19 protein-coding genes are annotated in these 19,511 nt (G+C 35.6%); 3 read left to right on the forward strand and 16 right to left on the reverse strand.

Annotated features, from left to right (window positions below):
- Positions 1 to 29 precede the first annotated feature (29 nt).
- From C7D53_RS11450 to queG, 4 genes are all read right to left on the reverse strand, one after another.
- The gene (locus C7D53_RS11450; RefSeq protein WP_106916598.1) at positions 30 to 362 is read right to left on the reverse strand and encodes a hypothetical protein; all 333 of its coding nucleotides are present in this window, start codon (positions 360 to 362) and stop codon (positions 30 to 32) included.
- Between the two features lie 155 nt (positions 363 to 517).
- Positions 518 to 970, reverse strand: a complete 453-nt coding sequence (locus C7D53_RS11455; protein WP_106916599.1) for an SRPBCC family protein — start codon at positions 968 to 970, stop codon at positions 518 to 520.
- A gap of 23 nt (positions 971 to 993) precedes the next feature.
- A complete protein-coding gene (locus C7D53_RS11460) occupies positions 994 to 1,677 on the reverse strand; it encodes a TIGR02117 family protein (protein WP_106916600.1) in 684 nt (227 codons plus the stop codon).
- A gap of 354 nt (positions 1,678 to 2,031) precedes the next feature.
- Entirely contained in the window at positions 2,032 to 2,976 is a 945-nt protein-coding gene (queG, locus tag C7D53_RS11465) for a tRNA epoxyqueuosine(34) reductase QueG (protein ID WP_106916601.1), read from the reverse strand.
- A 173-nt stretch (positions 2,977 to 3,149) separates the two neighbouring features.
- On the opposite strand from queG, the gene C7D53_RS11470 reads away from it, so the two are divergent.
- On the forward strand, positions 3,150 to 3,449 hold the full coding sequence (locus C7D53_RS11470) for a rhodanese-like domain-containing protein (protein ID WP_106916602.1): 300 nt from the start codon (positions 3,150 to 3,152) through the stop codon (positions 3,447 to 3,449).
- A gap of 27 nt (positions 3,450 to 3,476) precedes the next feature.
- Positions 3,477 to 4,094, forward strand: a complete 618-nt coding sequence (locus tag C7D53_RS11475) for an HD domain-containing protein (RefSeq protein WP_106916603.1) — start codon at positions 3,477 to 3,479, stop codon at positions 4,092 to 4,094.
- A gap of 517 nt (positions 4,095 to 4,611) precedes the next feature.
- Here C7D53_RS11475 and C7D53_RS11480 read toward each other — a convergent pair.
- The 10 genes from C7D53_RS11480 to C7D53_RS11525 form a co-directional block, all read right to left on the reverse strand.
- Positions 4,612 to 5,382 (reverse strand): alpha/beta fold hydrolase, encoded by a 771-nt coding sequence (locus C7D53_RS11480; protein ID WP_106916604.1) that lies wholly within the window; start codon positions 5,380 to 5,382, stop codon positions 4,612 to 4,614.
- Positions 5,383 to 5,396: 14 nt separating this feature from the next.
- Positions 5,397 to 6,386 (reverse strand): NAD(P)H-dependent flavin oxidoreductase, encoded by a 990-nt coding sequence (locus tag C7D53_RS11485; protein WP_228422298.1) that lies wholly within the window; start codon positions 6,384 to 6,386, stop codon positions 5,397 to 5,399.
- Between the two features lie 67 nt (positions 6,387 to 6,453).
- Positions 6,454 to 6,960, reverse strand: coding sequence for a hypothetical protein (locus C7D53_RS11490; protein WP_106916605.1), 507 nt, complete (start codon positions 6,958 to 6,960; stop codon positions 6,454 to 6,456).
- A gap of 115 nt (positions 6,961 to 7,075) precedes the next feature.
- Complete coding sequence (locus tag C7D53_RS11495) at positions 7,076 to 8,443, reverse strand: peptidylprolyl isomerase (RefSeq protein WP_106916606.1); 1,368 nt, start codon at positions 8,441 to 8,443, stop codon at positions 7,076 to 7,078.
- 86 nt (positions 8,444 to 8,529) lie between these two features.
- Entirely contained in the window at positions 8,530 to 9,453 is a 924-nt protein-coding gene (locus C7D53_RS11500) for a PfkB family carbohydrate kinase (RefSeq protein ID WP_076353587.1), read from the reverse strand.
- 27 nt (positions 9,454 to 9,480) lie between these two features.
- Positions 9,481 to 10,038 carry a gliding motility lipoprotein GldD gene (gene gldD / locus C7D53_RS11505; RefSeq protein WP_076353585.1) on the reverse strand — a complete coding sequence of 186 codons (558 nt, stop codon included), beginning with the start codon at positions 10,036 to 10,038 and terminating at the stop codon, positions 9,481 to 9,483.
- A 44-nt stretch (positions 10,039 to 10,082) separates the two neighbouring features.
- Positions 10,083 to 11,117 (reverse strand): A/G-specific adenine glycosylase, encoded by a 1,035-nt coding sequence (gene mutY / locus C7D53_RS11510; RefSeq protein ID WP_106916607.1) that lies wholly within the window; start codon positions 11,115 to 11,117, stop codon positions 10,083 to 10,085.
- An 82-nt stretch (positions 11,118 to 11,199) separates the two neighbouring features.
- On the reverse strand, positions 11,200 to 11,655 hold the full coding sequence (locus C7D53_RS11515) for a hypothetical protein (RefSeq protein WP_228422300.1): 456 nt from the start codon (positions 11,653 to 11,655) through the stop codon (positions 11,200 to 11,202).
- A 76-nt stretch (positions 11,656 to 11,731) separates the two neighbouring features.
- Positions 11,732 to 13,093 (reverse strand): DUF5458 family protein, encoded by a 1,362-nt coding sequence (locus C7D53_RS11520; RefSeq protein ID WP_106916609.1) that lies wholly within the window; start codon positions 13,091 to 13,093, stop codon positions 11,732 to 11,734.
- Positions 13,094 to 13,114: 21 nt separating this feature from the next.
- Positions 13,115 to 13,561, reverse strand: coding sequence for a type VI secretion system contractile sheath small subunit (locus C7D53_RS11525; RefSeq protein ID WP_228422302.1), 447 nt, complete (start codon positions 13,559 to 13,561; stop codon positions 13,115 to 13,117).
- Positions 13,562 to 13,917: 356 nt separating this feature from the next.
- On the opposite strand from C7D53_RS11525, the gene C7D53_RS11530 reads away from it, so the two are divergent.
- Entirely contained in the window at positions 13,918 to 14,964 is a 1,047-nt protein-coding gene (locus tag C7D53_RS11530) for a hypothetical protein (protein WP_106916611.1), read from the forward strand.
- A 69-nt stretch (positions 14,965 to 15,033) separates the two neighbouring features.
- On the opposite strand, the gene C7D53_RS11535 is transcribed toward C7D53_RS11530, so the two are convergent.
- Positions 15,034 to 17,130: a M13 family metallopeptidase gene (locus C7D53_RS11535; protein WP_106916612.1), complete on the reverse strand. Its 2,097-nt coding sequence runs from the start codon at positions 17,128 to 17,130 to the stop codon at positions 15,034 to 15,036.
- Between the two features lie 302 nt (positions 17,131 to 17,432).
- Complete coding sequence (locus C7D53_RS11540; RefSeq protein WP_106916613.1) at positions 17,433 to 19,490, reverse strand: M13 family metallopeptidase; 2,058 nt, start codon at positions 19,488 to 19,490, stop codon at positions 17,433 to 17,435.
- Positions 19,491 to 19,511: the final 21 nt, after the last annotated feature.

Consider the following 19,511-nt stretch of genomic DNA (forward strand, 5'->3'; position numbering starts at 1 on the left):
TAAAATAAATTGAAATTCAATAACTTAAACTAGTACAACTGGAGGAGATGGAGAAAGGATTTGACTCCACAGATAATAGAAACTGCAATATTGGGCAGTATAATTTTTGGAGCCATTTTCAGAATGGCTGAAAAATCACCAACCGGCTGATCGTCCTTACGTGGAGAGTGTTTTACAATTTTGGAAGCAGCAGGCAACGCATGCGTGTTCATATCTGCTTCTTCGTAGATATCCAGCAGGTGAATATTACTTACATGAGGAAGATGAGGAATATTCTGCAATGAATTTTCTACCCAATTCGAATTGAAAAGGGTAAAAACCAACATAATATAGAAGTAGATAAATGACCTCAGACCTGCCATGTCAATCAGAACACAATTAGTTTTTTAGTAAAAACGATAGTTCTGCAAAAATAGGCATTTTTAATGGAGTTCCTGTGTTTAAAATGTTAAAAAAACTTAAACAATGTAGGTGGTATCGCAAAAGTCACACAGTATTGGATAGTTCCCCCGTAGTTTTAAAATAATCTGCTCAGTACCCGAAAACGATAATCAAAGATGTATTCCAGCTTCTTTTTTACGAATAAAGAATGTGCTATTTCTCCCAAAAATCCCATTGGCAATTCATAATCAATGGTATCTTTCATCAGAACACCATGTTCATTAGGAATAAACTCATGGTGATGGTTCCATAATTTATAGGGTCCTTTATTTTGAAAATCAATAAAGCTTTTTTGAAAATCTACATGGGTAATTTCTGTCTGCCATTTCATTTTGATGCCCAGCACGGGTGAAATATAGTAATCAATGAGCATTCCCTTATAGATTTCATCATCCTCCATTTCAGTAAGAACAATAAATCCCATATTCTTCGGGGTAATTTCTGAAAGGTTATTGGCTGATGAAAAAAATTTCCATGCCGTTTCTATATCACAGTTAAGTTGTTGTTCACGAAAAAGCCTATGCTTCATAAATAGTTTTCCTTAAATCTTTTTTATTTATAATGCTGAAAAATTCCAAAGTCAGAGGGTGTCCAAAGTGCAGCTTTCTGCCCCGCAGCTTTCAAGGCATTATTGCTCCATGTGTTACAGGTATAAAGAAAGCTATAGGTTCCTTTGGCATCGTAGAATGCATCATTATCACCATACACTGCATTCGTAGGAATCAGCATGAATTTTCCATTTTGATCTCTGTCGAATTTATCTTCTACAAATTTGACCAGATTTTTATACTGGCTTCTGCTGATCATAATCATTTTGCAGTCATCGCCTTCTTTCATTGTATAGTAATAAGTAGAATGCATCGCAGAATCACTTAACCAAAAAGCGGCCTTAACAGCAGTTGAAAATTTAAGATCTGCCCAGGTTGGAGTATCCAGATAGAATCCTTTGTCACCCCATCCTATTCCAATGTAATTATAATCTGTTTTTTTCGATCTGGTATCTGCAAACGGAATCATAAGGCTCCAATCTTTCAGGTCGTTTTTTACAGGCATTACAATATCAGTATGCACCCCATTGGTATAAATATAAATGGGAATATCTTTTTTTTCTCCGTCATCCTTTGCTGAAACCGGAATATAAGGGATCAATAACCCTAGAAGTGCATAAATAATGACAATTCCTAGAATAATTCCTACTGCTTTCAGGATAAACATCAATATGGTTTTCAAAGTCATGTTTTTTAATAAAATTTAATATGTGATTTTTCGTAAAAGTATTTGTTTTAATCGGAAAAATGACTATATTTAGTTACGAAATATTCACAAATATGCGTAAAAATACCAAATCCCAGAAAAGATTTAAAGTAAGAGTAAAAACGGCTCCAAAAAGAGTTCAAAAAAAACGTTGATTTTCGGTGAGATTTTAATCTCCTGAAAGTCGATTTTTCTTTTTAGGAAAGGCTTTTAAAGCAATTTATTCTATCAAATCTTAACCTCCTTACTGTCCAAAACATAAGGAATGGTCGATCGTCAGCTTTAATTTGGAAATCAGAAAAATTCCAGATAAGGGATTATCACCAAAAGTTTCACCTAAACTTGGTCTGAGGACTTCTGTAAAAACTCAATATTTCTCTTTAATCCTGCAAATTTGGTTCTTTTCACGGGTGATTTTTTGAAGATCTCGGAAAAAATTTCCTGGGTAAGTTCTTTCCATTCTCCTTTTTTGAAGTTCTTTAAGGCCTGATTGGGTTTGAATCTGCTCTGTTGATTAGGTGCCGAAAATCGATTCCAGGGACATACATCCTGACAGATATCGCATCCAAACATCCAGTCTTCCATTTTATTCTTAAAGTGATCCGGAATTTCATTCTTTAATTCTATCGTGGCATAAGAAATACAACGGCTACCGTCAATAATTTTTTCTGAAACAATGGCATCTGTAGGGCAGGCATCAATACATTTTCTGCAGGTTCCACAATGATCTGTAGTTTCATGGTCGGGAATCAGTTCCAGATCGCAGATAATCTCAGCCAGGAAATAGAAAGATCCATTTTGCTTTGTAATGAGGTTGGCATTTTTTCCCACCCAGCCAATGCCTGATTTTCTGGCCCAGCTTCTTTCCATAATAGGAGCCGAATCTACAAAAACTCTAAATCCGAATTCTCCTATCTCTTCTTGCAATTCAGCCACCATTTCTCGAAGTATTTCCTTGATTACTTCATGATAATCCTCTGCATAGGCGTATTTTGAGATTTTAAAATTCTCAAGAATAGAGATCTTTTCTTCGGGAAAGTAATTATAGGAAAGTGAAATAACAGATTTAGAACCCTCTACCAATAGTCTTGGATCAAGTCTTTTATCAAAATGGTTTTCCATGTACTTCATTTCTCCATTAAAGTTATTCTTTAACCATTTTTCAAGGTGTGGGGCATCTTCCTCTAAAAAATCTGCCTTGGAAATACCACAACTCTGGAATCCAAAACTTTGAGCCTTAGACTTGATCAGTTGAGAATATTTTTCGGCACCAGCATTCATAAATTTCACTCTGCAAAATTAAGATTATTTTATCAATTTTCTAATTGCATGCCAGATGCTTTATTTAACGTTGATATAACTTCCATTCTGAAAATTTATGTTTTAATTAAGATTTTTTTCAAAAAAAAATTACGTAATTTCGTTTATAATTTAATGCTTAAAAATAAACAACTATGTCTTTAATAGAAGTAATACAATCTGGAAACTATGAATTGATTGATGTTCGTGAGCCAATGGAGCTTGAAATGGACGGAAATATAGACGGTGCTAAAAATATTCCCCTAGGTGAGGTAGAAGACAGACAAGACGAAATTTTGTCTATTGAAAAACCGGTGATCCTATTCTGCAGAAGTGGAAACAGAAGTGGAAAAGCATTAGAATATCTTAATTCACAAGGATTAAAGGACGGTCATAACGGCGGAGGCTGGGCTGAGCTAAAGGCTGTTCTTGAAGCAAATAGAGGAACTTTTTAAAAGTTCCTTTTTTTATATCTAGTCATCATGAATCTAAAGGATCAATTTGAACAGCTTTGTTTGCCCTTTTCTGAAGACCATCATTTAATCCATACGCTATGGTCTGAGATTGAAAAAAAATATTCTGAAAAAGGCAGACACTACCACAATCTTCTTCATCTTGAAAACATGTTTAAGGAACTTGAAGCTGTGAAAAGCCGGATTTCAGATTTTACAACAGTTTCCTTTTCTGTATTCTATCATGATATCGTTTATAATGCTACTTCAAAATCCAATGAGGAAAAAAGTGCATTACTTGCAGAAACAAGGCTGGCTGAGCTTACCTTAAACAAGGATCATATTAAGGCTGTTTCTGCTCAAATTCTGGCTACAAAACTTCATCAAAAATCAGAAGATGATGACACGAACTATCTTTTGGATGCAGATCTTTCTATTTTAGGAAAAGACCTTAAGAGCTATTTAGCTTATACCCAAATGATCAGAAAAGAATACTCCATCTATCCTGATCTTCTGTATAAGCCCGGAAGAAAAAATGTTCTAAAGCATTTTCTGGAGCTTAATAGTATCTTCAAAACAGAATATTTTAAAGAGAAGTATGAAGTACCTTCCAGGGAAAATATTTCAATTGAAATTCAGCTTTTATAATATATTCGAAAATAAAAAGAGATGCAGATCCTGCACCTCTTAAAACACATTCATACCAAACATATACTCATATTGATTTTCATCGTTATAAGTTTAGACTCTTTTTAACAAACCAATTTTAATAAAATCATTATTTCAATACCACTAAAATAAACTTAAATAACACCAAACAAGGATGTTATAATTGTAATTTTTATGTAACTTTTTCTGTATAAAATGTATTTTACAAAGAAAAAAGGGGTTTATTCTCTTTCCAAACTACTAGTAAATTTATTAGGTATTTATTTTAAAATCAGAGAATATCTTCCAAATAAAAACACAATTAATGAACGTTTTAAGGGGAAGATATAGAGTTCATTAAAAACCTAAAACAGATGATAAGATTGTATGTAAGGGTTACAGTTTATTTTTGCATACAATTTTCATAATTGGTACCCTATATGTACAAATCGGGGCTCTGGGAGAAATAAAAAAACACCCTGTAGGCAAGGTGTTTTTATAATGTATTGATTTTTTATCAAAATTTTGTAGTGATAAATTCTGTTGCTTTTTCCAATACTAATTCAGGGGCTTCTTTGTGTGGCGTATGTCCTATCTGTGGAATTATGTATTTTTCGGCGCTTCCACTTACCTGGGAAACCGTTTTTTCAACCTGATCCAAGGAACCATATTCATCAGCTTCTCCCTGAATAAATAAAAGTGGACAGGTAATATCTTTTAAAAGGTATTCGATGTTCCAATTTCTGTAATCATCTCGTGTCCAAGTCTCCGTCCATGCCTTAAACAACATTTCTACTTTATCTCCATGATATTTCTGTAATCTTTCTGGTAAGTTGGTTGTTTTATAAGCTTTCCAGGCATCGTATACTCCTTTTAGAGTTACCTCTTCTACAAAGATATGTCCGGCTTCACAAATAACGCCTTCTACTCTATCAGAATATTTGGCGGCAGTGATCAAGGCAATTGTTCCTCCGTCACTATGACCAAATAAAATGGCATTATGAATGTCTAATTCAACCAAAAGATCATTAAGCACATCGGCTTCCAGTTCCATATAATTAACCGGTCTTTCATGGGTAGACATGGGATTAGATTTTCCATATCCTAAGCGGTCATAAGCAAGGACATTACATTTGGTGTTCTCGGATAGTTTAGCAGGGAAATCTCTCCAAAGCTGTACTGATCCTAAAGAATCGTGTAAAAAAACGATTGTAGCCCTGTTTTCAAAAGAATGATTGTATTCTATATATAATTTTTTATCCTTTACATCAACTATTCTCCTTTCCATTGAATTAAATTATATTAAAAATTGGGCATTTTTGCTTCTTCAAATTCCTTTAATAAGTGATTAAAGACTGTTTCTACCGGAAGAATATCATCAATAAGGGCAGAAACCTGTCCTATTTCCAGCTCACCGTCTTCCATATCCCCTTCAAACATTCCTTTTTTTGCTCTTGCTCTTCCTAATGAAGAAATTAGGGCTTCTTTATTTCTTCCTCCCTGATAAATCTCTTCCAGTTCGTTGAAAAATTTATTTTTAACCATTCTTACCGGAGCGAGTTCCTTTAAGGTAAGATGGGTGTCTCCTTCCTGAAGTTCTATGATTTTCTTCTTCCAGTTTTCATGAGCACTGGCTTCAGTGGTGGCTGCAAATCGGGAACCTATCTGTACTCCGTCTGCACCTAAAATCATAGCTGCTTTCATTTGAGAGCCTAATGCAATTCCTCCGGCTGCAATTAGAGGTTTAGAAATATGTTTTTTCACATTAGGAATCAGACAGAATGTTGTAGTCTCATCTCTTCCATTGTGTCCTCCGGCTTCAAATCCTTCTGCTACCACAGCATCTACTCCTGCTTCTTCACATTTTATTGCAAACTTGGTAGATGAAACTACGTGGGCAACCTTTATTCCTTCTTTTTGTAAGGTTTCTGTATAGGTCTTCGGATTTCCTGCTGATGTAAATACTATTTTCACTCCTTCCTCAAGAATAATCTGAATGATTTCCTCAAGATTAGGATACAGCATAGGAACATTCACTCCAAAAGGCTTATCTGTGGCCTGTTTACATTTTTGAATATTTTCTCTTAGGATATCAGGATACATACTTCCTGCACCTATTAATCCTAGTCCACCGCAATTGGAAACAGCTGATGCCAATCTCCAACCTGAGTGCCAGATCATCCCAGCCTGAATAATGGGATATTTTATATTGAAAAGCTCTGAAATTCTATTTTGGTTTCCCTGCATGTCATGTAGTTTTTTTGCCGAATTAAAATCTATAAAATTGCTCATGTGTAAAAATACTAAAAACAATGGTTGCCAAGCCTTTCTGCTCATGAAAAAATGGACAAAAAATCCACTAAATTTTATCTTTTTTATAGAGTGCCAAGACTCTATCTATAATAAAACTTATTTTTAAGAAATTTCGAACCAGCTCACCTATATTTTCCTGTAAATTATCCGCTTTAAGCTCAACCCATCCCTGCATGAGGGTTAACGGACCATAATCTACCCTTACATTAGGCCAGTCTTTCTGATATTTCAAAAATTCATTTCTAAAGTCCTGTGCAAATTTTCTACTGGATATAGTATAATTTTTCAATGTTCTCACCTTCAGCGCATGGATGTTATAATACATCTTTCCCTCATGAATAGATGAGTCATTTATCCAGATTGAAAAGAAAATTCTTCCAGTGGCATCTGGTGGTGACAGCGGATCTCCAGACCATTCCGCTTTATACAATTTAAGAGCAGCAGATTCCAAAACAATGTCTATAGCTACTTCCAAATTACAACGCTCAAATTCTTCCTTGGGAATTTTTTCTATAGCAGAGTTGAATTCTTTAAGATAAAAAGCATCCTCCATCTTGTGATTTTTTGTAAAGATATCAAATAGTATTGTTTCAGTTTATAGAAATAAAAACACTATGCCTTTCTGAATACCCATAAAAAAACCTTCAGAAATTCTGAAGGTTTTGATTTTATTTTTTGATTGACTCTTTCTTCCAGTTGGACTTAAAGTTACAACTATCGTAACGTCCGTCTATGGAAATGAAAGTAGTTGGCAACTTTGAGTTAACAAACTTCTCAACCAATTCGTTTTTCTTTTTATTAAGAGCCATCTGCTTGATTCTGCTAAAGTCTGTTTCCAGGGTGATCTGGTGTGCAGGAATAACATCATCCATTTTAATGATCTTTACAGCCTTTCTTCTGTTCTCTTCATCATCAAATGCAGTTGTAATATCTCCCTTATTCAAACCTGCTAATTCGTAGCTGATGGTTCCAGGGATACTTTCTCTTTCAATTTTATCAGATCCGTCCGCTCCAGGAATTATCCCTGCATTGAACTTTGTTTTTTTATCATCTGAAAACTTGAAAGCGGCATCTTTAAATGTAATTTTACCATCTATAATAAGACCTCTGATACTGTCTAGCTTTGCTTTTGCTGATTTAAGTTCTTCATCAGTTGGCGTTGCCTTTAACAGGATGTGTCTGGCATCATATACTTTACCTGATCTCTTCAATAATTGAATGATGTGGTACCCGAATTCAGATTCAATAGGATCAGAAATTTCATTTTCCTGCAGGTTTAACGCTGCAGCTTCAAATGGCTTTACCATCTGTCCTTTATTGATGTTTTTGTATAATCCTCCGTTAGTAGCAGAACCTTCATCTTCAGAATAAATTCTTGCCTGGCTTTCAAAAGTTTCTCCACCAATAATATCCTGCTTGATTTTTTTCAATCTGTTGATAAGATCTTGCTTGTGAGCTTCTGTTAAGGTTGGATAGATCATAATCTGAGCTAAAGTAACCTCATCTTTCACCTGTGGCAACTGCATTTTATACATATTATAAAAGTCCGTTACCTCATTAGGTGTTACGTCTGCCTTTTCAGTAACTCTCTGGTATTTTGCCTGCCCATAATATTGATCCGTATCGATTTTTTCGATAGCGTTTTTCATTTCATATGAGTTTCTGAACTTATAGGCAACAAGTAATGTTTTTTCGTCCGGAAATTGAGAAAGCAACTGACGGTATTTTGCATTAGCCTGTTCTTTGATTGCCGCAGAACGGTTTTCAATTAATGTATCCTTTTTAGCTTCGTATACAAGAAGTTTATTGCTGATAAGGTTTTCAAGGAACTCACATTTATCTGTGTTTGAAGCTCCCTGCTGCTTTCCATAATTCATCTGCTCGGTTACATCAGATTCCAAGACAATCTCATCTCCGATAACAGCAGCAATACCATCCACTAAATCTCCTGGTTTTAGCTGGGCATTCATCATATTGGAAGAAAAAATCATGATGAAAATCCCAAGAAGATAAGTGATTTTTAGTTTATTTGTCATTTTACTATTTTAACAAGTTGCAAATTTAGAATTCTTAACGAATTTCACTCAATTTTTTATTATAAATATTTCTTAAAAAGACTTATTTACTGCAGTTCAATATCAAATGTAGTCAATTCTTTGAATTGTCTCAATCTGTGGAACATATCAGACTCCTCTACTTCCTGAATTCTTTCTGTTCCGAATTTTTCTACTGTGAATGAAGCCATTGCCGAACCTACGATTAGAGCTGATTTCATTGTTTCGAAATCAATTTTCTCCTTTTTAGCAAGATACGCTGCAAAACCTCCCGCGAAAGTATCTCCTGCCCCTGTTGGATCGAAAACTTCTTCTAAAGGCAATGCTGGGATTGCAAATACTTTATTATCGTGGAACAATAAAGCTCCGTGTTCTCCTTTTTTGATGATTACATACTCAGGCCCCATTGTGTGGATTTTCTTAGCAGCTTTTACTAAAGAATATTCTCCTGAAAGTTGTCTTGCCTCTTCATCATTAATGGTAATTACATCTGTTTTTGCAATCATATCCATCAGGATGTCCCAAGCACAATCCATCCAGAAATTCATGGTATCAAGGATAACAAGCTTTGGACGGTTGTTCATTTTTTCTAATACAGATAACTGAACACCAGGGTGTAGGTTTCCAAGTAATAAAATCTCGGCATCCTGCATTGAATCTGGGATTTTCGGATCAAAATTTTCCAATACGTTCACTTCAGTAGCTAGAGTATCTCTGGTATTCAAATCATTATGGTATTTACCAGACCAGAAGAAAGTTTTTCCTTCTTTAATGATTTCAATTCCCTCGATATTTACGTCTCTATTTGTAAACATATCAAGGTGTTCCTGTGGGAAATCTCCTCCTACTACAGAAACAATTCCGGATTTAACCCCTAAAATAGATGAAGTGATCCCAATATAAGTGGCTGCACCGCCTAAAATCTTGTCTGTTTTACCAAATGGTGTTTCAATTGCATCAAATGCAACACTTCCTACAACTAAAAGTTTCATATATTTTTCAATGTATATTAAAAATAATTATTTTTTCCATTCAAAAGAGTCCAGCAGATGCTTCATATCATTTTTGATATAGTTTACTGCAGGAGCCAGAGAGTCCGGTTTCGGTCTCGTATTAAAGTATAGATAAGCAGTAACGAAGTGCTTCGTACTGTCTGTAATGTAAAATTGAAGATTGGAAGCACTTTGCCCTTTCAGTTCATAAAAATTTCCGTACACTTTCTTTTCCGGATATTCAAAGGATTTTGTATCTATGGAACTTGCTTTAATGGTATGTTCATAAACCATTTTTTCGGCTTCTTTAATGTGCTCTGCAAAGTCATTCTGTATCGGATAATAGGTCACGAAAATCTTTGCCTTCATCTTAGGATAATTCAAATAATACCAGCAGGGCTTTTTAGCAGCTGTAATATTGGCAAAATCCGAATATTCAAATGTATAGGCACAGTTGTTTTCAAACTTCTGATATTTCGGTGCCGGATATTCCAGACGCAGTTCTCCGTAAGGTTTTGGAACCGGATCTTTTCCACATGAAATTAAAAGCAGTGATACAAAAATAAAAATGACCTTTTTTATCATTTTGCAAAAGTACAAATTAGATTTTAGATTTCGGAAGACAAATTTCAGTCTTTCAATGAGTTTTGGATGTAATTTTCCAAGGGCTTCGGAAAGGATTTTTCGTGGGAACCCTGAATATCTGTAATTTCATATTGATTTTCAGCAATAAAGTCCTCCCAAAGAACCTTTGAAGTCACATTAACATTAAATATTTCAATGCTTAAGTTTTTGTGAGTCAGTTTATGAGAAATCGTTTTTGAGTGGGTAATAAAAGCTTCCATCTCTGCTGAAATGGATGAAGGAAACTCGAATAATTTTTTCCAGATAAAATCATCACCTCGCTGACGGATCAGAAACTGCCCGTTCCTATGAACAAAATAATAGGTTAAAGCCAGATCTACGGCCTTTACTTTTTTTGTTTTTACCGGATAATCTGATATTTTTTGCAAAGAAAATGCAATACAGTCTTCATTAATTGGGCATTCTCCACAAAGTGGGTTCTTTGGTTTACAGATCTCGGAGCCGATATCCATCATTGCCTGATTGAAATCGCCTACATTTTCCGGCATTACCAAAGCTGCCAATTCTGAGAAATAGGTAAAAGCCTTTGAGTTTGAAATATCAAAATCGTCTGCAAAGAAACGACTCAGTACACGGTAAAAATTCCCATCAACAGCCGGCATTCTTCCACCGAAACAGATGCTTGAAACCGCCGCCGCTGTGTACTTCCCTACTCCTTTTAGTTTTAAGATCTCTTCATACTGATCAGGAAATACACCCTGATAGTCATTCATGATCTGCTGGGCAGCCTTATGAATATTGATGGCTCTGGAGTAATAGCCTAGTCCTTTCCAATAAAGCAAAACTTCATTTTCCTCTGCCTCTGCCAGGGTTTTTACATCCGGAAATCTTTTGATGAAATTATTATAATGGCCAAGCCCCTGATTGATCCTTGTCTGCTGAAATACAATTTCACAAATCCATATTTTATAAGGATCTTTCGTCTGTCTGAAAGGCAGATCTCTTGCATTATTCCGATACCATTCCAAAAGCCTGTTTCCTACATGAAGAAAATCTGAGGCTGTATTATTCTTTTCCAAAAACCAATCTATTTAAGCCATAAAGAGATTATTTTCTCTTCATTTCTGAACATCATTTCAATGTTGCAAAGATAGGGTTATTTTACTTTTTCTTCACAGAATATACGGGTGCTGCTTTTAGCCATTGATATTTAAGGTTTCTGTCTTTTGCAATGAGGCGGTACCCATCAAGATTTTTCAGATAAACGTACATGGAATCATTTTTCAGCTTTAACCGATAAGGAGAAAGAAACTGCATTGGAAATTCTAAGGTAGAATCCCTTACGGTCTTCAATACTTTTCCGGATCTTACCTTGTAAATAAAAAATGCCTTTCCGCGGCCTTTTGAACTATCTGCCAGCTTTACTTCTGAACTTGCGATAACCAGTTCACTGCCATCGAAGCATTCTTCTTCGTCCATGATATAGGCCTTTCCTTCTTGGCGTTCATCTGCAAAAAGATCTTCTTCGTATTGAGCCGGGCTTTGGTATTTTTTTTCACAACTTACCAAAAACATCATCAATAAAGCAGGTAATCCGATAATAAGCTTTTTATTCATATTCAATTTCATAGATATTGGTAGAAAAAAACCGATGTAAAATTGCATCGGTTTTTATTATTTAAAATAGGCTTTTTTATTCTTGAGAATATTCTGCATCCCATTCGTTACCATCATCTCCTTTATGTCCGTCTAATTTAATAACGAAACTTTTTGTTGGGAAATAAGGTGTCATACGGATATCAAGCCATACTCTGTCTTTATTTACTCTGTCTTGCTCGAAACGTACAATTTTGAATTTTTCGATCAATTTGTCCGGTCCTTTGATGTTATCAAGGAATGTTACAATTTGTCTTCTTAAATCGTCTTCGTTTTTAGCATTCCAGTTTTCGAAAGCTCTTCTGTTCAGGAAGTCTAGCAATACTTTAGTTACATAGTCGAATACACGAACTACGGAATAGGTTTGAAGACCGATATTGTCTCCTGTAAACAATGTCTTTGCAGAGAAAGCCATAATTTTCCCATATTCGTTAACCATTGGAACAAGACCCATTTTTTCTAACTGAGAAATTTCACTTTTCTTCAACTCGAATTTTACGGCGTCTACTTCGTTGATGTTACCATGTTTTTTACCTGCTGCTACCTGAGACATCAGTGTTTTATGGATTTTCCCTGCCAATGAAGTGGAAGGTGGAAGTTCTACGTTTTCTTCTTCACCTACTTCTTCAGCTTTTCCACGTCCTACCAGCCAGTTACACGTCATAATAACGTTACTTCTGTGAAGTTCTCCTCCAGTAAGGTTTGCAGAATGGAATAGGTCTACTACGTCATCCGGTTTATCAAGGTTAGCGAAGTCTGTAACCATCATTACTTTATTCTCGTTACAGATTTTTGCCCATTTCTCGATCACCTTATTGGATCCTAAGTATCCTGGAATGGCAAGGATAGAATAGTTATCTCTAAGGTCTAAACGGTCGTAGTAGTTTTTAAATTCTTCAGAAATAGCATCAATAAATAAAGGATTATCTAGATCTGAAACCTGATCGATGCTTGCGTTAACGATACTTACGTTATCTACTTTGTCCAATTCTGTATTTTTGTAGAATTGAGCAACAGTTCTGTAGTTAGTTTCTAACAAACGAACTTCGTCCAGTGTATTTTTTAGGTTTTTCTTTAGGTTTTGATCAGCTTGCTGTGCTTTTGTTTTGCACGTTTCAGCCATTTTATCTGCAGATTCGCTTCCTTCCAAAAGGCTTACCCAAAGGGCAATCTTTTGAAGAAGTTCTTTTCTTTCTTCTGCTTTATTTCCATCGTTAAGAAAGATTTCTTTCCTAGCTTTTCTTGTTGGGTTCATATTGGCGATACCGTCTACAACGGATTCAACAAAGCCAAAGCCTCCCATTTTGTTGAGTTCCGCAAGCGGATTACCCTTTGGTTGTCCTGAGTGTTGTTGTTGACCCTGCTGCTGGCTTTCCTGCGCCTGTAATTTGCTATCCATGATTTAATGTAAAGTCTTTAATTATTTTTCAAGTTCTTGTGCCACATCTTTCAATACTTCTATGAACGCAGCTCTTGTCTGATCGTTCTCCAGCATATTGCGTAGAATTTTGTTTGTTTTCAGTTGGCGTACAATTTTGTTGTACTGCTCCTGCTCCATGCTCAGTTGCTGTAGATAGTCTGATTTCTGAGTAAGGCTTTTGGGAGTAAAGTCTCCAAGATTTTGAAAACGGAATTCTTCTTCAACCATTCCTCCATCTTCTGTTTCATGCTGTACAGATACAGAAGGCTGAAAGTGTTTGAAAACATCTTCCACTGTTTTTAATCCTGTTACAATTTCAGGGGTGTAAGATTCTTCTGTTGTAAGCTGGCTTACTATCAGTGATTTATTTTCCTGTATTTCCTGAATAGCTTCATTAGCGTCTACTTTTACTTCGTTTCCGCCAACACCATAATTAAACATTGCCATATTATTATTATTTTGAGATTTACTATTTTGGTTTGGATCTGTTTTTGAATAATTTACAGACGTATCAAATAAATTACCAATCCAATGTTTAAATTTAAAAAAAAACTGTAACATACAAAATTTTGTCAAGATTTTTCTTGAATTATTTAAATTTAACTACACTTATTTAACATAAAATCAAATTCTTATGATGTCACTAAGCTATGAAAAAATAAATAAAAATAAACCATAGATGGATAAAATAAAATAGTAGCGCATTTTACATTTAGGAAAAACATGAAACAGGTGTTAAAATAGGAATTGTTCCAGTGTAAGAAAAAAAATATTCTTTATATTTAAATAAAGTAAAAAGCGTAATGAAAGATGTAAAGATTGCTTTTAGAAAACCAATATATCCTGTTTCGGAAGCATTGGAACAGTATTTGGAAAAACATAACAGAACTACAAAAATTCATTTTTTATATGAAGACCTGCTAAGATTCAGTGATAGTGTGAATATTCTGGATAAGGAGGGTAAGGATACTTTGTGGCTTGGTGTATTATATTCGGAGTATGAGTTTAAAGAAATTGAGGCTAATTTGAATAAGATTTACACTCTGCTTCATTCTGACGGAGATGAGGCGACTTTACCTTATCTGAAAGTGGATACCATCGATTTTTGTACTTTTGGAAATTCTAAACCTTTCCGAATTAGGGTAAGAAATATTCTGAATGATAATTATACTAATTTTTACATTAAACAGGCTGATGCTTCCCGCATCTATGGACTGGAACTTGAAGACCTGCTTTCTCCCAATAGAATTAATTTTCTAATTTACAAAAACACCTTAATAGAAGAGCATATTTTGGGGATTCCCGGGGATGTATTTATTCAGAAACACTTATCGAATTGTACAGAGCTGGAGAAGGCACAGATTTCAAAGGAATTTGTAAAGTTCAATGAACGTTGTCTTATTGGATTGTTGGGCGATATGCGTTCTTACAATTATGTTATTATTCCTATACACGATTTTGATCAGGTTATTTACAGAATTCGTCCCATTGATTTTGATCAGCAAAGCTATGAGGGAAACCTAAAAGTCTATCTTCCTCAGTATTTCAAAGAAAACAGCTTTATGGTTAATATGGTCCTGGAAAAACTGAAACCCAATTCTATAGAGCAGTACCGGAAAGAAGTACGATCACAAATTGTAAAAAGGGTGACGAGCAGCAAAAACAGATTCGATGAACTTATTTCTATTATGAAAAAAGAAAATATTGCTCCGGAGGCCAATGTTATAGAGCTAAGAACAGCTTTGCAAAAACTCACCTATGATGTCAATTTCAAGTATTGCAAAACCATGGGAGATATTATAGAAACCGGAATAAAGTTTGTTATCCGAAATTATAAGAAAGCCTATTAAAAAGAGAATCCGCCTCACATGTAATGGAGACGGATTCTTTCTTTTCTAACAATTTTGTTGGTAATAATTCTACCAGATTTTTATTCTGTCTTCAGGAGCTTTGTACATTTTATCTCCTGGCTTGATGTCAAATGCTTTGATGAATGAGTCCTGATTTACTAACGGACCAAAAGCTCTGAACATCCCCGGAGAGTGCGGGTCTGTCTTCACCTGATTGATCATGTACTGATCTGTTGCTTTTGTTCTCCAAACAGTTGCCCAGCTAAGGAAGAATCTTTGATCCTGAGTGAATCCACTAATTTTTCCTGGATTTCCTTTATCTTTTAAGTACATCTGAAGGGCATCGTAAGCTACTGCCACTCCGCCTAAGTCACCGATATTTTCTCCACTTGTAAATTTACCATTCACAAAGCTTCCTTTTACAGGTTCATAACCACTATACTGAGCAGCCAACTGACCTACCTTTGCATCAAAGTTCTTACGATCAGTATCTGTCCACCAATTGTTTAGGTTTCCATCGCCATCGAAACGAGAACCACTGTCATCAAATCCGTGAGAGATCTCATGTCCGATAACAGCCCCTATTCCACCAAAATTTACAGCGGCATCAGCTTTAGGGTTATAGAAAGGAGGTTGAAGAATTGCTGCAGGGAATACAATTTCGTTGTTTGATCCGCTGTAGTATGCATTCACTGTTTGTGGAGACATTCCCCATTCTGTTTTATCAACCGGTTTTCCTACTTTATCCAAACTTCTTTGGTACTGCCAAGCTGATACATTTTGCAGGTTAGAGTATAATGAAGCTCCTTGTTTTGGAGATTCAACCTTTAATTGGGTATAATCTTTCCATTTATCCGGATAAGCGATCTTCACTGTAAATTTGGATAGTTTTTCCTGAGCCTTTACTTTTGTTTCAGGAGACATCCAGTCTATGTTGGCAATATGAGATTTGAATGATTTTAGAAGATAATCAATATAGGTTTCCATCTGCTGTTTTGCTTCCGGAGTAAAGTATTTGTCTACGTATAATTTACCAAAAGCCTCACCAAGAACGGTATTTACAAGGGTAAGACCTCTTTTGTTCATAGGACGTTGTTCTTTTTGGCCTTGTAGATCTTTTGCATAGAAATCAAATCTGATCTGCTCCAGGCTTTCATCAAGGTTACTTGCATTACCATTAATCAGGTGATACTTCAGATAGTCTTTCAATAATGGAAGATTCTTCTGGGTTATGAACTGATCCATATTCTGATAATACTTCAGCTCACCAATGATAACCCTGTCTGTATTTACGCCGGCCTCTTTAAGATATTTGGCAAGGTCAACATTCTTAACCAAACCTGAAAGTTCTGATACATTTTTAGGGTTATATCTTAAATTGGCATCTCTGTTCTGCTCAAGAGTCAACAAATAATTTGCTAATTGTTTCTCAAAATCCACAACATTCTGTGCTGCCTGAGCTGAGTTTTTATATCCTAAAACGCCAAATAGTTTTCCAATATAGGTCTGATATTGTCCTAATGTCTTGGTATTGGCATCATTTACTTTCTGATAATAATCTCTTCCCAAACCTAGATCCGGACCTCCAAGATACACTGCATTCATATTAGAATTCTTCATATCTGCTCCGGCTCTCCATCCGTAAAATGAGTTATCTCCTAATCTTGTTGCTTCCAAAAGGTATTTCTGCAAGTCATTAAGGTTTTTGATGCCATCAATTTTGGCAAGATCTCCCTTGATAGGAGCCAATCCATCTGCATTTCTTTTTGTTGTATCCATAAAAGAGGCATAAAGATTCTGGATCTTCTGCCCTTCAGATCCTGCAGGATAGTTTTCAGTAAGGATTTTATTTAATATATCCAATGAAGCGTCATCTACATTTTCTCTCAAAGCATTGAAAGATCCCCAGTTGGCCTTATCTGAAGGAATCTGAGTAGTTTTCACCCAATTTCCGTTCACATAGCTAAAAAAGTCATCCTGCGGACGAACAGCTGTATCCATATGGGATAAATTGATTCCCTCTTCTTTCACTTGTTCTTTTACGGGCGTTGCAGCAATTGCCGTAGCCTCAGTTTTTTTCTCTGTCCCTGCAGTCTTTGCTGCACCACACGAATGTAGAAATACAATACCCGAAAAGGCAAGTATACCAATATTTAGCTTTTTCATTGAAGATAATTTTTGATTTTACACAAACTTATCAAATATACGAACTTTAACAATATATGATGAGGATAATTAAAATGTGGAATAAGAAATGATTATTACGCTATTTTGTTAATTGTAACCACCCCGTCAAATCTTCGATTTGCTACCCCTCCAAAAACGGGAATGATGGAAGCCGTTCCTTATAGATTATAGTTAATACAACCCCACATTCTTACTTCTAATTTCTTTTTCCCTAATACCTACCAACTGTTACCTACTCCCTAAAAAAACAAAACCGCTCATTGCTGAACGGTTTATATTTTTTACCAGATTTTAATTCTATCCTCTGGAGCTTTGTATAATTTGTCTCCTTTTTTCACATCGAATGCTTTGTAGAAGGCGTCAACGTTAATTAGTGGACCAAAACTTCTGAAGTAACCCGGAGAGTGTGGATCTGTCTTCACCTGGTTGATCATATACTTTTCACTTGATAATGTTCTCCAAACGGTTGCCCAGCTTAGGAAGAATCTCTGATCCTGAGAGAATCCGCTAATCTTACCTGGGTTTCCTTTATCTTTTAAATACATTTGAAGGGCATCATAAGCAATGTTTACACCCCCTAAATCGGCAATATTCTCACCGTTTGTGAATGTTCCGTTTACAAATGTTCCTTTTACAGGCTCATACTTGTCATATTGAGAAGCAAGAGCTTTTGTAGCTTTTTCGAAGTTTGCTTTATCTTCCGGCGTCCACCAGTCTACCAAGTTACCTTCTGCATCAAACTGTGCACCGGAATCATCAAATCCGTGGCTCATCTCGTGACCGATAACCGCACCAATACCACCGAAGTTTACAGCTGCATCAGCTTTAGGGTTGAAGAATGGCGGCTGAAGGATCGCTGCTGGGAATACAATCTCGTTAAATACCGGGTTGTAGTAAGCGTTTACAGTTTGTGGAGTCATTCCCCATTCTGTTTTATCAACCGGCTTACCAATTTTAGCTAAATCCTTGTTGTATTGCCACTCACCAATGTTCTGAAGGTTTTGGTATAATGTTCCACCTTTAGACTCAGGAGTAATTTCTAGTTTAGAATAATCTTTCCATTTGTCTGGATAAGCAACTTTTACAGTAAATTTATTCAATTTCTGCATTGCTTTTTCCTTGGTTGTAGAAGACATCCATGCTAGGTTGTTGATGTGAACAGCAAAGCTTTTCTTTAGATAATCAATCAATTCTACCATCTGAGCTTTAGCTTCAGCAGGGAAATATTTTTCAACATATAGTTTACCGAATGCTTCTCCTAAGTTTCTGTTGATTAATTCGAAACCTCTCTTGTTCAATGCTCTTTGTTCTTGCTGACCTCTTAGGTATTTTCCGAAGAAATTAAACTTCATATCTCCCAGCTTTTCGCTTAGGTAAGAAGCGCTTCCATTGATCATGTGGAACTTCAGATAATCCTTAATTACAGGAAGATTCTGAGCGTTTACCAATTTGTCGAAGTTTTTATAGTATCCTAGTTCTCCGATGATAATTTTATCAGTATTTACACCTACTTTTTTAAGGTAAGCAGGGATATCTGCTCCTTTTACCAAGGCAGAAAGCTCAGCCATTGTCTGAGGATTGTACTGAAGAGTGTTATCACGGCTTTGTTCGTTTGTTAAATATGTTTTTGCAATGCTTTTTTCATATTCAACAATACCTTTTGCAGCTGCATCAGCATTTTTGTATCCTAATTCTGTTAACATTGAAGCTACATATTTCTGATATTCAGCAATAGCTTCTGTATTTTTTTCGTTTACTTTTTGGTAATAATCTCTTCCTAAACCAAGAGATGCTTCACCTAAATAAACAGCATTCATATTAGAATTCTTTAGGTCTGCATATACTCCCCATCCGTAGAAAACATTTTCACCTTCCTTAGTTACAGAGATCAGATAATTCTGAAGATCAGCCATATTTTTGATGGCATCAATTTTACTCAGGTTTTCCTGAATAGGCTTGATTCCGTCTGCATTTCTTTTTTGCATGTTCATGTAAGAAGCATACAAATCCTGGATTTTTTTACCCTCGCTTCCATCAGCAAATTTATCTTTCAAAAGAGAGTTCAGGATCGTCATGGAATTGTTATCCGTGTCTTCTCCAAGTTTGTTGAAACTTCCCCAAGTCGGTTTATCAGATGGAATTTTAGCTGTTTTCATCCAAGTTCCACTCACATAGTTATAAAAATCATCTTGTGGACGTACCGACGTGTCCATTAAGCTAAGGTCTAGACCTTTATCTGCGTTCGCAACTGCTGTTTTCACAGCTTTAGCTTGTGCACTCACTGTGTTTTGAGTACAAATCCCTGCTATTAGAAACAAAGAAAGTGTTAGTTTTTTCATTATGATAACAATTTATACAAT

The sequence above is a fragment of the Chryseobacterium aurantiacum genome (genome assembly GCF_003020585.1).
GTDB lineage: Bacteria > Bacteroidota > Bacteroidia > Flavobacteriales > Weeksellaceae > Chryseobacterium > Chryseobacterium aurantiacum.